Origin of the sequence: Nocardia carnea (assembly GCF_029869215.1) — a bacterium.
Classification (GTDB): Bacteria; Actinomycetota; Actinomycetes; order Mycobacteriales; family Mycobacteriaceae; genus Nocardia; species Nocardia carnea_B.
Genome location: NZ_JARWPM010000274.1, coordinates 21,454 through 34,866, shown reverse-complemented (window position 1 = coordinate 34,866; position 13,413 = coordinate 21,454). Strand labels below are relative to the sequence as shown.

The 13,413-nt window shown below is 69.8% G+C and carries 13 protein-coding genes, 1 pseudogene and 1 riboswitch; of the genes and pseudogenes, 4 read left to right on the top strand and 10 right to left on the bottom strand.

Translation table 11 applies throughout. The features are described from left to right. Positions 1 to 291: 291 nt before the first annotated feature. The 6 genes and pseudogenes from QH276_RS19110 to QH276_RS19085 all read right to left on the bottom strand — a co-directional run. Positions 292 to 615, bottom strand: a pseudogene (locus tag QH276_RS19110) (carboxyl transferase domain-containing protein); the annotation flags it as partial. A gap of 157 nt (positions 616 to 772) precedes the next feature. After that, a complete protein-coding gene (locus tag QH276_RS19105; protein WP_280397060.1) occupies positions 773 to 2,347 on the bottom strand; it encodes an ABC transporter ATP-binding protein in 1,575 nt (524 codons plus the stop codon). Further along, entirely contained in the window at positions 2,340 to 3,164 is an 825-nt protein-coding gene (locus QH276_RS19100) for an ABC transporter permease (RefSeq protein ID WP_280397061.1), read from the bottom strand. Before QH276_RS19100 ends, QH276_RS19105 begins: the two co-directional genes overlap by 8 nt. Continuing rightward, positions 3,161 to 4,135, bottom strand: a complete 975-nt coding sequence (locus QH276_RS19095; protein ID WP_280397062.1) for an ABC transporter permease — start codon at positions 4,133 to 4,135, stop codon at positions 3,161 to 3,163. Before QH276_RS19095 ends, QH276_RS19100 begins: the two co-directional genes overlap by 4 nt. Before the next feature lie 7 nt (positions 4,136 to 4,142). After that, complete coding sequence (locus QH276_RS19090; protein WP_280397063.1) at positions 4,143 to 4,904, bottom strand: class I SAM-dependent methyltransferase; 762 nt, start codon at positions 4,902 to 4,904, stop codon at positions 4,143 to 4,145. Then, on the bottom strand, positions 4,901 to 6,430 hold the full coding sequence (locus tag QH276_RS19085) for an ABC transporter substrate-binding protein (protein WP_280397064.1): 1,530 nt from the start codon (positions 6,428 to 6,430) through the stop codon (positions 4,901 to 4,903). The genes QH276_RS19090 and QH276_RS19085 overlap by 4 nt, the downstream gene beginning before the upstream one ends. Positions 6,431 to 6,535: 105 nt before the next feature. After that, a riboswitch (cobalamin riboswitch) is annotated at positions 6,536 to 6,675 on the bottom strand. 243 nt (positions 6,676 to 6,918) lie between these two features. On the opposite strand from QH276_RS19085, the gene QH276_RS19080 reads away from it, so the two are divergent. Then, positions 6,919 to 7,896: a glycosyltransferase family 9 protein gene (locus QH276_RS19080; protein ID WP_280397065.1), complete on the top strand. Its 978-nt coding sequence runs from the start codon at positions 6,919 to 6,921 to the stop codon at positions 7,894 to 7,896. A gap of 9 nt (positions 7,897 to 7,905) precedes the next feature. On the opposite strand, the gene QH276_RS19075 is transcribed toward QH276_RS19080, so the two are convergent. After that, complete coding sequence (locus QH276_RS19075; RefSeq protein WP_280397066.1) at positions 7,906 to 8,223, bottom strand: ArsR/SmtB family transcription factor; 318 nt, start codon at positions 8,221 to 8,223, stop codon at positions 7,906 to 7,908. A gap of 185 nt (positions 8,224 to 8,408) precedes the next feature. Between QH276_RS19075 and QH276_RS19070 the strand changes: the two genes are divergently transcribed. Together QH276_RS19070 and QH276_RS19065 are read left to right on the top strand one after the other, a co-directional pair. Continuing rightward, complete coding sequence (locus QH276_RS19070) at positions 8,409 to 9,098, top strand: M23 family metallopeptidase (protein ID WP_280397067.1); 690 nt, start codon at positions 8,409 to 8,411, stop codon at positions 9,096 to 9,098. Between the two features lie 106 nt (positions 9,099 to 9,204). After that, on the top strand, positions 9,205 to 10,368 hold the full coding sequence (locus QH276_RS19065) for a hypothetical protein (protein WP_280397068.1): 1,164 nt from the start codon (positions 9,205 to 9,207) through the stop codon (positions 10,366 to 10,368). On the opposite strand, the gene QH276_RS19060 is transcribed toward QH276_RS19065, so the two are convergent. Next, a complete protein-coding gene (locus QH276_RS19060; protein ID WP_280406837.1) occupies positions 10,319 to 10,642 on the bottom strand; it encodes a hypothetical protein in 324 nt (107 codons plus the stop codon). The genes QH276_RS19065 and QH276_RS19060 overlap by 50 nt on opposite strands. Positions 10,643 to 11,067: 425 nt before the next feature. Here QH276_RS19060 and QH276_RS19055 point away from each other — a divergent pair, with 425 nt between their 5' ends. Then, positions 11,068 to 11,403, top strand: coding sequence for an RNA polymerase-binding protein RbpA (locus tag QH276_RS19055; protein WP_280397070.1), 336 nt, complete (start codon positions 11,068 to 11,070; stop codon positions 11,401 to 11,403). A gap of 100 nt (positions 11,404 to 11,503) precedes the next feature. Here the strand turns inward: QH276_RS19055 and QH276_RS19050 are convergent, their stop codons facing one another. Together QH276_RS19050 and QH276_RS19045 are read right to left on the bottom strand one after the other, a co-directional pair. Then, a complete protein-coding gene (locus tag QH276_RS19050; protein WP_280397073.1) occupies positions 11,504 to 12,286 on the bottom strand; it encodes an ABC transporter permease in 783 nt (260 codons plus the stop codon). Positions 12,287 to 12,408: 122 nt separating this feature from the next. Then, positions 12,409 to 13,398 (bottom strand): ATP-binding cassette domain-containing protein, encoded by a 990-nt coding sequence (locus tag QH276_RS19045; RefSeq protein WP_280397071.1) that lies wholly within the window; start codon positions 13,396 to 13,398, stop codon positions 12,409 to 12,411. Positions 13,399 to 13,413 lie beyond the last annotated feature (15 nt).

Here is a 13,413-nt window from a genome sequence, read left to right as displayed (position 1 = left end):
ACAAGTGCTTCCATTCAGATCAGCCCCCGAGCCCCTCGGCCCACGAGTAGCCTGCCAGGTACGGGTCGGGTTCGATGGCCTCGCCGGAATCCCAGACGCTGTAGATCAGGCCGTCGGGCCGGATCTCACCGATCCGGGCGGTCTTGGGGGGCGCTCCCCGGCCGGCGTGGGCCCCGCCCCCCCCCCCCCCCCCCCCCTTTTATCTTTCCCCCCCCCCCCGGGCACCGGGGTGGGGGGCCCAACCCCCCCCCCCCCCGCCCTCCGTGCGGGCGCCCACCCCCCCCGCCCCCCCGCCACCATGCGCCCGAACATCTCCCCGACGGAACCACCGAAAACCGTTTGATCGTGGGCGATCACCACCGCCGGCCGGCCGTCGATCGTGCCGTGCCCGGTGACGACCCCGTCACCGTAGAGGCTGTCGGGGGCACCGGGTTGCCGTACCAGCGCGCCGATTTCGACGAAACTGCCCGGGTCCAGCAGCATGGCGATCCGTTCCCGCGGGCTGCGAATCCCTTTCGCCGCCCGCTTCGCGATCCCCGCGGCGCCGGCCGGCTCCCGCGCGACCGCCAGATTCTCCCGCAACTGTTTCAGTTTCCCGGCGGTCGTCGCCTCCACTGTGCACGCCCTTCGTCATCTCGGCCGAGCTCGAATACGGTGTGTCTCAGCGAGACTAACGCCGATCGGCGCGGGCACCGCGGTGCGCGCGCCCCGCATGTCGCCGGCGGCGGGCGGTGGCGACACCGGGTTTCGGGCGCCGTATTCGGCACACCTCCTATCGGTGGTCGATTCCGTCGGCGCGGAGTAGCCGGGCGAAAACCCCTGGTCCAGGGCGCCTCACCGCCTCGGCGGGCGGGCCGAGCACGGTGAGCCGGCCGCCGTCGAGTACCGCGATCCGGTCGGCCCGGCCGAACTGACTGCGCAGATCATGGCTTATCCACAGAACCGCCGCGTCGTACGTACGCCGGTATTCGTCGAGACGGTCGAGGATCAGTCCGGCGGTGGGCTTGTCCAGCGCCGTGGTCACCTCGTCGCACAACAGGACCCGGGGCCGGGCCAGTAGCGCCCGGGCGAGGGCGGCGCGCTGCACCTGGCCGCCGGAGAGTCCGCCGGGGACGCGGCGCGCCTGCTCGGGGTCGATGCCGAGATCGGTCAGCAGTGCGGTCGCGGCGGTCCGTGCCTGGCCCCGGTCCATCTCCCGCAAGCGGATTCCGGTGGCCGCGACCTGGTCGAGAACAGTGCGGCGCGCGTCGAACGACGCCGCGGATTCCTGCCACACGTATTGGATCGCGGCGATCTGGTGGCGAGTGCGCCGGCGCAGGACCGGCAGGGTGTCGTCACCGGCACGGATCTCCCCGGCGGCGGGCCGGGCGAGCCCGGCGAGACACCGGGCGAGCGTTGATTTGCCGGCGCCCGAAACACCGAGGAGACCGAGCATTTCCCCGGGGCGCAGGTCCAGATCGATGCCTCGCAGGATCGGGTCGCGGGGTGGTCCGGCCACCAGGTCACGCACCCTCAGGACGGGTGCGCCGACGTGAGGGGTGGTCGCGTGGGGCGCGCCCGCCGCCGCGCCGCCGACGGGGTCCGCCCGCCGGCCGCCGCCGTGGACATCGCGGAAAACCCCCGCCTCCTCGTCGTGCACATGCTGCCGCGCCTGAACCGTCGCTGCGGCACCGGAAAGCCGGCCGGCGCGGACGAACAAGGTGCGGTCGCTGATGTGTTCGACCACGAACGGGTCATGGGTGACCAGCACGACGGCGCACCCTGCCGCACGCACCCCGCGCAGGCCGGTGAGCAGCGCGGCCCGGGCCACCGAGTCCAGGCCGACCGTCGGCTCGTCCACCACCAGGACATCCGGATCGAACACCAGGACTTGCGCCAGCGCGAGCCGGGCCCGCTCCCCGCCGGAGAATTCGAACGGGTATTTCCGCAGGATCCGGTCGATGCCGGTATCGGCCCCGCCGATCGCGGCGGCCCGCAGTACCCGCGCGATCCGCTCCCGCCGTGCACTCGCCCGCAACCGTCCCCGGCCGCCACCGCGCCGATGCGCGATCGCGACCAGCTCCCCCAGTACCGCACCGATCCGCCGGGCCGGGTTCAGCGTTCCCGCCGCGTCCTGTGGCAGATAACCCACCCGCAGCGCACCGGACCGGCAGATCTCCCCGGTCACTTCGATCCCCGGCCGCTGGACACCGGCCACAGCGGCGGCGATGGTGGTCTTCCCGGCGCCGGACGGCCCGAACAGCGTCAGAACCTCCCCCGGAGCGATATCGATATCTATATCGCGCAGGATCGGCGTATCACCCGCGCGGGCGCCGAGGTTGCGGATGCTGATCAGCGGGTCAGGCATCGGGATCCACCCACCGGGCGCCGGCGGCCGCGAGCGGGCGCGGATCCGGCAGCAGATCGTCGACCAGCAGATTCGTACCCACCGCGAGTAGCACGATCAGCGCGGCGGGCAGTACCACCGACCACGGCGCGATCAGCAGTGCGTCCTTGTTGGCCGCCACCGAGACCGCCCAATCCGTGGAGGTGGTGTCGAATCCGAGGCCCAAAAAGTTCGCGGACGCCAGGAAGTAGACGGCGGCGGTGAAGCGGACCCCGATATCGGCGGCCAGCGGCCGTGCCATCTCCCGCAGCGCGTACCGGCCATATCGGTACGCGCGAGTCTCCCCTTGCATCCGCAGCGCGTCCATCACCGGCCCGTGTACGACACCCGCGGCGGCCATCCGGACGAATCGTGCGATGGGTGCTACCAGCGCGAGCCCGATCGCGGAGGCGATCGCTACCGCCGACCCCTCGGTACGCAGCGCCGCCACCATGATGATGAGCAGCGCCGGTATACAGAGCAGCACATCCACCGGGCGCATGAGCAGATCCTCGAGCCACATCCACGGGGCGGCGGCCGCGGCGACACCGATCAGGAAGCCGGCCAGGTAGGCACCCAGGACGGTGAGCACCCCGACCGCGAGGAAGGTCTGCCCGCCGGTCAGCGCGGCCGCCAGGACATCCCGGCCCAGCCGGTCGGTGCCGAACGGCGACCACGGCGACGGCCCGAACGGGGCGAACCGCTCGCCGGGCGCCCCGCGCGCGACCACGGGGCCGGCCAGCGCGCACAGCAGCGGCACCGCGAGCAGCGCCCCGTACACCACGCGCCGGGGTGTCATCGGCGGACCGCCGCGGCGGCGCGGGGATTCATCCGGTGGCCGGCCATATCGATCGCGGTGTTCACGACCACGGCGATCACCCCGGTGATCGCCACGATCGCCAGGATCACCGGATCGTCGCGGTTTCCGATGGCACCGATGAGTTCGGACGCGATACCCGGTATCGCGAACACCGCTTCCACGATCAGCACACCCGACAGCAGGCCGCCACCGGTCCGGCCCAGTTCCTGTACCGCCGGTGCCAGCGCATTGGGCGCCACATGCCGGGCGAGCAGCGCGAACCGGGGAACCCCGAGCCTGTGTGCCTGCGCGATATACGGCCGTCCGGACACATCGATCACCCCGGCCCGGATCAGCCGTACCAGCGGCGCGGTAACCCGTGCAACGGTGACGACCAGCGGTAATACCAGATACTCCGGGTGCTCCAGCACCGTGGACAGATCGGTGCCCAGAAAGGTGGCGGGCAGCAGATCGAGCCGCACCGACAGCACCGCCACCAGCAGCACCGCGAACACGAAATCGGGTATCGAATCGACGGCGATACTGATCGAGGTGATCACCCGGTCACAGAACGACCCCGGCGCCAGGCCCGCCGCGAAACCGGCACCTACCGCGACCGGCACCAGGACGAGCAGCGCCAGGCCGGCGAGCAACCCGGTGACGAGGAACGGCTCGGCGATCACCGAGCCGACGCTCGCACCGTTGGCGTAGGAGGTGCCGAAATCCCCGCGCACCGCGCCGCCGAGCCACTCGGCGAACCTGGTCACCGGTGATACGTCCAGCCCGAGCAACTGCCGGGCATATGCGCGCTGCGCCTCGCCGAGGATGGTGTTGTTCTGCACATCGGCGGCATCGCCGGGCAGCACCAGCGAGAGCGCGAAGACGAGGACGAGCAGGATCGCGAGCTGCCCGGCACCGATCCACACCCGGCGCAACAACAACCGCGCCCCCGGCCCGGCTCCGGATCTCACCGGCCGGTCACCGGATCGCGACCACGACGCGGTCGTCGCCGTACTGCCAGACCGTCCCGGCCTCGGCGAACCCCGCTTCGCGGGCGAACGCGAGATAGTCGTGCGCACTGGGCCGGTCGTCCACGGTGTGCTCGAACCCGCCGTCGCGCAGCCGCACCAGGCCGGCGAGCTCGGGCGCGCTTTCCACGGCCGCCCACCAGGCCCGCCAGTCCTCCGCGGCCGCGGTGCCGCGACGGTGTGCGCGGCGAGCGGTCAGGGCCCGGCCCACCGCGTCCAGCCGCGGACCGTCCGGGCCCTCGTAGAGGTGGTCGCCGTTGACGAACACCCCACCGGGGGCCAGTGCGGCGGCACAGGCGCGGATCAGGTCACGCAGCGGTTCCCGGTTCATCCAGTGCAGGGCGGTGGTGCTGACGAAGGCGTCCGGCGCGCGCTCCAGGGCCAGCGTCGCGAACCAGCCGGGTTCCCGCAGATCGGCGAATACCGTGCGGAAACGCGGAGAACCGTGCACGGCGTCGGCGAGGGCCAGCAGGAGCGGGTCGGCATCGACACCGATCACCGTGGCTTCCGGGAGCCGGCTCAGCAGCCGTTCGGACAGGGTCCCCGGACCCACGCCGAGGTCGACGATCAGCGGGTCGGGCCGGTCGAGCAATTCGATCAGCACATCGCCGATCACCTCGAACCGGGCCTCGCGATCGGGCATATACCGTTCCTGCTGGCGATCCCAGCGTTCCAGCCAATAGCGGGCCCGCGCCGGATCGAGCGCGGTCATCGGCTGCTCACCCCGTCGAAACGCGCCCACTCGTGCGAGTTCGGCACGGCCGCCGGGAGCCCGGCGAACCGATCCGCGCCCGCGCTGTTCCAGTTCGTGGTGCCGAAGAAGAGGAACCCGCCCCGGTCGTGCAGTATCTCGTGCATCGTGCGGTAGATCGCGGCGCGGCCCTCCGGGCTCCGGGTGGCCTGGGCCTTGGCATAGAGGCCGTCGAATTCCGGATCGGACCATTTCGTGCGGTTCTGCGGTGCCCCGGTCAGCAGCCGCGAGGCGAAATGGTTGGGTATCGGCAGCGGACCCGACTGTCCCATCGTGAGCTCACCGGTATCCAGCGCGTCGGTGTAGTAACTGTCCTTGGCACCCAGCACCACGTTCACGCGCACGCCGCACGCCGCGGCCTGATCGGCGAAAAGCCGTGCCGCTTCGACGAAACCATAGGCCACGGGCGCGGTGAACAAATCGAAGGACAGCTCGCGTACACCCGCCCGGCGCAGCAACCGGCCGGCCTCGTCGGGGTCGTAGTCGTGCTGCGGGAGATCGGCGTAGTACTGATAGCCCTTGCCGAACACGTCATTGGCGATATCGCCCTGCCCTTCGAGGGCGACCTTCAGCAGTTCGGCCCGATCGGCCATCCGCATCACCGCCCGCCGGACATCCGGATTGTCGAACGGCGGGCGGTCGGTTTTCATGGCGAAGAAGTAGATACCGCTGCCGGGCGTGGCGGTCAGCCTGATTCCCGGCCTGCCCCGCAGGGTGCGCGCCGCGGACGGGGTGAGGTTGTCGGCGTAGTCGATCTCCCCGCTCTGGACCGCGTTCACCCGCGCGTCGGCCTCGGCACTGAGTATCCGCAGCTCACCGATGGCAGGAGCGCCGTCCCAGTAGCGTTCGTTGCGGGTGGCGGTGAACTGCCGGCCGGGGGCGAAGGATTCGAAGACGAACGGCCCGGTGCCCACCGGGCGGCCGAAATCGGTGGCACCGTCCTGCACGATCTTGGTGCCGTAGACCGACAGCGCGATCAGGAATTCGAAAGACGGTTCCGTCAAGGCTATTTCGACTGTCCGATCGTCGACCGCCCGGCATCCGGAGAGGTCCACCCGGTCCAGTGACGAGGCCGCGATGAACGGCCGCTGCCGCGCCGGGCCCAGCACTCTGGCCAGGGTGTAGAGCACGTCCCGGCTGGTGAATTTTTTACCGTCGTGCCATACGGCGTCGCGCAGCGCGATCCGCCAGCGGGTGCCGTCGGCGTTCGGTTCGCCGGATTCGGCCAGCCGCGGGATCGGCGCCATCGCCGCATCGACCTCGAACAAACCGTCGTAGATCGCCTTCATCCGGGCCTCGTCGATGAACAGCGTGTTCACCCCCGGGTCGATCCCCTCCCCCGCGCCCGACCCCTGGAAAGCGGCGGTGAAAGTATCCGAACCGGTCGCGGATCCGCCGGTCCCGCAGCCGACGGCCAGCGCACCCGCGGCCACGGCACTGCCGAACAGGAAGGAGCGGCGATTCGACTCCGGTGGTGCACCACGCATATCCGACTCCCGTCGCGTCAGGCCGGTCACGCGACACAGATATGCGAAACCGGCCGCGCGGCGGCGGCTGGTTCGGCGCATCGATCAATACCCACGTGATCATGACCGTTCAGTCCTTCATCCGCAGGTATCTGGCTTCGGCTCGCGAACGAACCTCACAGTTGCGGGACAGCCCCGGACTCACACCGGTCTTCCCTGCGGACCGCGCCGACATTACCGAAGCGACAGCCCCGCAACCACACCGACGCCCGAACGCGCGACCACACTGCCTCCCAGCCACAGCGGCGACGCGGAGCAGCCGGGACACGGCGCCACCGCGCGCGAGCACGTGCGGGTGCCGCCGGGCATGTGATCCAGGACGCGATCGGCCGACGTTTGCCCACCGGTGCCACGGGTAGTCCAGCTAAGGAGTGCTCTCGTCGTGGGCCGGCCCTCGGGGTGGTGCGAGGAGGGGCGGGTGACGGGCAACAGGTGGCTAGGAGAGTCGGGTGTCGGTAGTTCTCGTGCTTCAGGCACGCGGTCTCGGTGAGCTGCTCACCGCTGTTCCGGCGCTGCGTGCCCTGCGACGGGCTCGGCGCAGCGATCATCTCGTCCTCGCCACCCCGCACCGGCTCCGCCCGATCGTCGAGTTGATCGCGTTGGTGGACGAGATGGTGCCGATCGCCGATCCGCAGGGGTTGCGCTGGGACGGTCCGGCACCGAAGCTCGCGATCAATCTGCACGGGGCCGAGGCGACGCCGATCGTGGAGCTCACCAAGACCGGTGCCGAACGGGTCCTCACCTACCGCAATCCGGCGTTCCCCCAGATCCCCGGCCCGGAGTGGCACGAGCAGCGGCATCCGATCGACCGCTGGTGCCATTTGCTGGAATTCGACGGTATCGGCGCCGACCGCCGCAATCTGGGCCTGGTCCCCCCGGTGGCGACCACCAGCCACCGCGATTGCGTGGTCGTGCACGTCGGTGCGGGCGCCGCCGCGCGGCGCTGGCCGGCCGACCGGTTCGCGGCCGTGATCCGGCATCTGCTGGTCCTGGGGCACGAGGTGGTGATCACCGGCGACGAATGCGACCGCGAACGCGCGCACGGCATCGCCGCCCGCGCGGGCCTGTCGGGGCACCGGGTATTGGCCGGGAGCCAGAACCTGATCGAACTGTCCGCGACCGTGGCCGAGGCCTCGGTGGTGTTGTGCGGCGATACCGGGGTCGCCCATCTGGCGACCGCGTTCGGCACCCGCACCGTGCAGCTGTTCGGCCCCACCTCCCCCGCCGAAAGCGGACCTCCCGGCCATCTGCTCGCCCGGCACGAGGTGTTGTGGGCGGGCCGTACAGGCGACCGCGAGGGCTCCTCGCCCGATCCCGGCCTCCTGCAGATCGGCGTCACCGAGGTGATCGCGGCCCTCGACCGGCAGCTCGGGAAGCGGCGCGCCGAGGCCGGCGTCGCCGGTGCCGCGTACCGCCGCGTGGGCTGACGCTGCGAGTCAGACCCGCCCGCGGGCTTCGCTGAGTGCGGCGGCGTAGGCGGCCAGGGCGCTCGGCCAGAACTGCTCCAGGTAGTCGCGGGCATCGCCCAGCCCGCGCGGATCCAGCGAATAGAGCCGGCGGTTGCCGACCGGACGCACCATCACCAGGCGCGCTTCGCGGAGCACGCGCAGATGCTGGGAGACGGCCGAGCTGCTGATCCCCACCTGTTTCGCCAACTCGCCCACCGAGCGCGGCCCCGCGGGCAGGGCTTCGAATATCGCCCGCCGGGTGGGGTCGGCCAGGGCGATCAGCGGCGCAACTCTGTTAGCGACCACTCATAAAGTGTCTCCATTGCGCACACTCGCGGTCAATCACGGCCGAATGTCACATTTGTGCAGCTCGGCGCGGGATATTTCCCCCTCCGTTACCGTTCGGTTATAAGCGACCTGGGCTTATGCCATCGCGTGACGGTTGCCACAAGCTTGCTGACCCGGCATGCAAGTCCCCTAGCTTGTTTGTCATGCCCGTGACCCTTCCGTTACCTCTCCGCAAGCTCACGGTGCCGTCGATCGGCCGTCGTCGCGTAACGACGCAGGTTGTCGCCACCACGACCGCACTCTGCGCCGGTTTCGGCCTCCTCGCCGCCGGAGCGGACTCCGATAACGAAAAGATCAACACAGTGGCCGCCACGGCGGTTGCCCAGGCGCCTGCCGAGCCGGCCGCCGCGCCGGCGCCGGCGCAGGCCGCCGCGCAGCCCGCCTCGTTCCCCTTCCAGATCCCCGGCATCCCGCTGCCACCGCCACCCCGGCCGACCACCGTACGTCCCGTCGACGCCGTCGTGAGTTCCGGTTTCGGCCCGCGCTGGGGTGCCAACCACTGGGGCATCGACTTCGCCGGTAACCAGGGCGTACCGATCAAATCGGTCACCGACGGCACCGTGATCGAGGCGGGTCCCGCCACCGGCTTCGGCCTGTGGGTCCGCGTCCAGCAGGACGACGGCACCATCGGCGTGTACGGCCATATGCAGGACATCCTGGTCCACGTCGGCCAGCCGGTCCGCGCCGGCGATGTGATCGCCACGGTCGGCAGCCGCGGCCAGTCCACCGGACCGCACCTGCACTACGAGGTGCACCAGCCCGGTGTCGGCAAGATCGACCCGCAGCCGTGGTTCGCCGCGCGCGGCATGGACGTCATGAACTTCCCCGGCTGACCGTACCCGGGATCCATACCGGCGGCCGCAACGGTACCGAGGTAGCGGAACCACTGCGTCCCCCAGCGGGACGCCCTGAGTGGGGTTGCGTTCCTACCGTCGGCCCATGTCAGAAATATCGCTTCCCGGCGGGCCGGAATTCTCCGGCCACCCCCCGGCCTCCGGTCCATGTCGGGTGATCGGGCGCCTGCACCGGCCTTTGCTGCTCAGTACCGCAGCAATGGCCGGTCTGGTGTTTTTCGGGCTTGTCGCCATGTTCTTCGACGACCGGCAGATTCTCGGCGAATCGGTCTGGCTGAAACCGGTGAAATTCGGGCTGGCGTTCGTGCTGTATTCGCTCACCTTGGCCTGGTTGCTCTCGCTACCCCATGCGGGGCGGCGTTTCACCTGGTGGCTGGGGGTGGTCTTCGCGATCACCACGGTCGTGGACGTGGGATTCGTGGTGGTCCAGGCGGCTCGCGGCACCTTCAGTCACTTCAATACCGAAACCGATGCGGTGAACGAAATCGGGCAAATGATCTTCGCTTCGGGAGTCCCCGGGCTTTTCGTTGCGAATCTACTGATTGCCGTAATCGTTTCGATACGTCCCGGCGGGGATCGGCCGACCGTCTGGGCAATTCGGGGCGGGCTGGTGATGGCCGTGGTCTCGATGGCGCTCGGCTACCTCATGGGATTCACCGGCACCCAGCTCGCCCGCACCGCCGACGGCCGGCTGGTCGAATTGGCCGCGGGACACACGGTCGTCGACGCGGACACCCGGGCGGCGGTGGGCACGCCGGACGCCGTCGCCGGGATGCCGATCACCCACTGGAGCACCATCGGGGGTGATCTGCGGATTCCGCATTTCGTCGGATTGCACGGAATCCAGGTTCTGCTCGCCGTTGTCGTGCTGCTGGCCTGGTGCGCGCGACGGTACTCGTGGCTGCGCCCGGACCGCACCCGCAGCCGGCTGATCGGGGTGGCGATCCTGGGCGGGGGTGGTCTGCAGGCGATCACCTTCTGGCAGGCGATGCGCGGGCAGTCGCTGATCCATCCGGATTCGGTCACTCTGTCCGCTCTGCTCGGCCTGGGGCTGCTCGTCACGGGGCTCGTCGTGGTGATCGTTATCGGCTCCGCGCCGGTGCTGCCGCCGGGTGACCCGCGCGAACCCCAGCCCCGCCCGGCCCCGGCCCGGCGGAATTCGGGTCAGCGCAACCCGGCCCGGAGAACTCCGGACCGGGTCAGCGCAACCGTTCGGCGTCGCGCGCGAGTTCGACCAGCACCGCACTGAGGCGCGCGAGTTCGGCGGTATCGGCACCTTCGTCGATGGCGGTGGCCACATCCTCGGCGGCGCAGCGGGCTGCGAACCAGCGGTCCGCGAGCGCCGCGGCCTCGGCCGCACTCAGCACCACCGAATCGGCGGGGATACCAGTGGCCTTCACATTGTTGCGATGCTCATAGGCCCGCTGGCGGCAGGACTGCCGGCAGTACCGGCGCCGCCGCCCGGCTTCGGCTTCGACGATCTCCCGACCACACCACGAACAGGACTGCAACCGGCGCGACATGACCCGACACCCTAATGGGCCGCCGCGCAGCGGCACACACCGCACACCGCGCGGCACCGCGCATGCGACGCCGTACAATCAATAGGCTCTCCCGAACTGGGAACGGATCGACCCTCACGAACGTTGACAAGAACAGGGCGCACGGCCGGGACCGGTACGAATCACGGATTCGTGGAGCGGGAACGGCTCGCAGACGTGACCCGAACGGTCGGCGGAAGGCAACGGCCGGCGAAACGCGAGCCCACGAAGCTCGCGTCAGCACAACCATATGGGGTCAACCCACCGGTCCGCCCCGGCTCGGGTTCCGGTGCACCGCAGCGGATACGCCGAGAGGTGTAGCCGATCCGGTGTACCGGGGCCGATGGCCGGGAACCCGTGGACCAGCGCGCGGTAACGCGCCGACAACACAGAGAGGACCTGTACAGATGGCAGATCGCGTACTCCGGGGCAGCCGGCTCGGAGCGGTGAGCTACGAAACCGACCGCGACCATGATCTGGCTCCCCGCCGGATCGCCCGGTACCGGACCGACAATGGTGAAGAATTCGATGTCCCGTTCGCGGACGACGCCGAGATTCCGCCCACCTGGTTGTGCCGCAACGGCCAGGAGGGGGTGCTGCTCGAAGGCAGCACCCAGGAGGCGAAAAAGGTGAAGCCGCCGCGTACGCACTGGGACATGCTGCTGGAGCGGCGCAGCAAGGAAGAGCTCGAGGAGCTGCTCAAGGAGCGGCTGGAACTGCTCAAGACCCGCCGCCGCGGCTGATACACCGCCCGAGGGGCATTGCCCGGACACACCGGGCACCGGCTGACAAAGGCCGTACCCGCCGGATCATCCGGCGGGTACGGCCTTTGTCGTATTCGAGTCAGCGGCTGGCGACCCGGCGGTAGCGCAGCAGCGCCAACGGCATGGCGATGAGCAGGATCACCACCGAACAGATCACGGCATATTCCACGCAGTGCTCGGCGGGCCACCCGGTCGGTGCGGCGAACGACGGCGGTGCGCTGTTGTCGAACAGTTTCCGGCCGGTCGCCGCGACCGCGGTGATCGGGTTCCATTCGGCGATGGTGCGCAGCGGACCGGGCAGGGTCTGCGCGGAGATGAACGCCGAGGAGATGAACGACAGCGGGAACAACCAGATCAGGCCCGCACTCTGGGCGACCTCCACGTTCGGCGCGAGCAAACCGGTGAGTGCGCCCACCCACGACATCGCGAACGCGAACAGCAGGATCACGCCGTAGGCCAGGGCGGCATCGGCCACACTGCCTTCGATACTCCAGCCGACGATATAACCGCAGACGGTCATCACCACCAGGCTCAGCATGCTCACCACCAGGTCGGAGAGCGTGCGGCCCATCAGCACCGCCAGCCGCGACATGGGCAGCGCCCGCATCCGGTCGATGATGCCCTTCTCCAGATCGCCGGCCAGGCCGACGGTGGTGAACGCGGCGCTGAACGCCACGGTCTGCGCCATGATCCCGGCGATCAGGAATTCCCGGTATTCGCCGCCGCCGAGGGAGGCGCCGAAAACGTAGGCGAACAGGAAGACGAACATCAGCGGCTGCACCGTCGCGGTGACCAGCAGCGTGGGCACCCGCATGATGGTGAGCAGGTTGCGGTGCGCGACGATCGCGCTGTCGCGGATGATCCGCAGCCGGGGCTCGGTCGATTTCGGGATCCGGTGCGAGGCGGGAGCGTGGTCGGTATCCGCGGTGTCCTCCTCGGTCCGGCCGGTGGTTTCGGTTTTCTCGACCGCTACTTCTGCGGTGCTCACGACATGATCTCCTCGGGTACATCGCTGGATTCCGGCTCGGTGTCCGGGGTCGCCGGAGTGCCGGTGAGGGACAGGAAAACGTCGTCGAGGCTGGGCCGGTGCACGCGGGCGTCGACGGCCAGCACATCGGCGTCGTCGAGCCGGCGCAGCGCTTCGACCATGGTGCGAGAGCCGTCGGCGACCACCACCGACACCTCGTCCACACTCGCTTCGTGCGCGGGTTCGCCGAGACCGACATCGGCGAGCACCCGCAGCGCGGGCGCAGGGTCCTGGCCGGGGGCCAGGGTGACGGTGAGCCGGTCGCCGCCGATCGAGGATTTGAGTTCGTCCGACGATCCGCGCGCGATGACCCGGCCCTTGTCGATCACCGTGATCTGGTCGGCGAGCCGGTCGGCTTCCTCCAGATACTGGGTGGTCAGCAGGACAGTGGTGCCGTCGCGGACGAGATCACCGATCACCCGCCACATATCGGTGCGGGCCCGCGGATCGAGACCGGTGGTCGGTTCGTCGAGCACCACTACGGGCGGGCGGGCGATCAGCGCACCGGCCAGGTCGAGGCGGCGGGTCATCCCGCCGGAGTAGGTTCCGGCGCGGCGGTCGGCCGCGTCCTCGAGCCCGAACTGGCCCAGCAGTTCCCGGGCGCGATGGGCGGCGCTGTCGCGGCTCATCCCGTAGAGCCGGGCGACCATGCGCAGGTTCTCGTAACCGGTGAGGTTGGCGTCCACCGCCGCGTACTGGCCGGACAGCCCGATCAGACGCCGGGCGGCGGCCGGATCCTGCAGCACATCGACATCGGCGACCCGCACCGTTCCGGCGTTGGGCCGCAACAGCGTGGTCACGATACGGACGGTGGTGGTCTTGCCGGCGCCGTTGGGTCCGAGTAGACCCATCACGGTGCCGGCGGGTATTTCGAGATCGACATCGTCCAAAACGCGGACCCGGCCGTAGTTCTTCACCAGGCCGGTGATCTGCACCGCGGGCTTCACTGAGCGTTCTCCTTC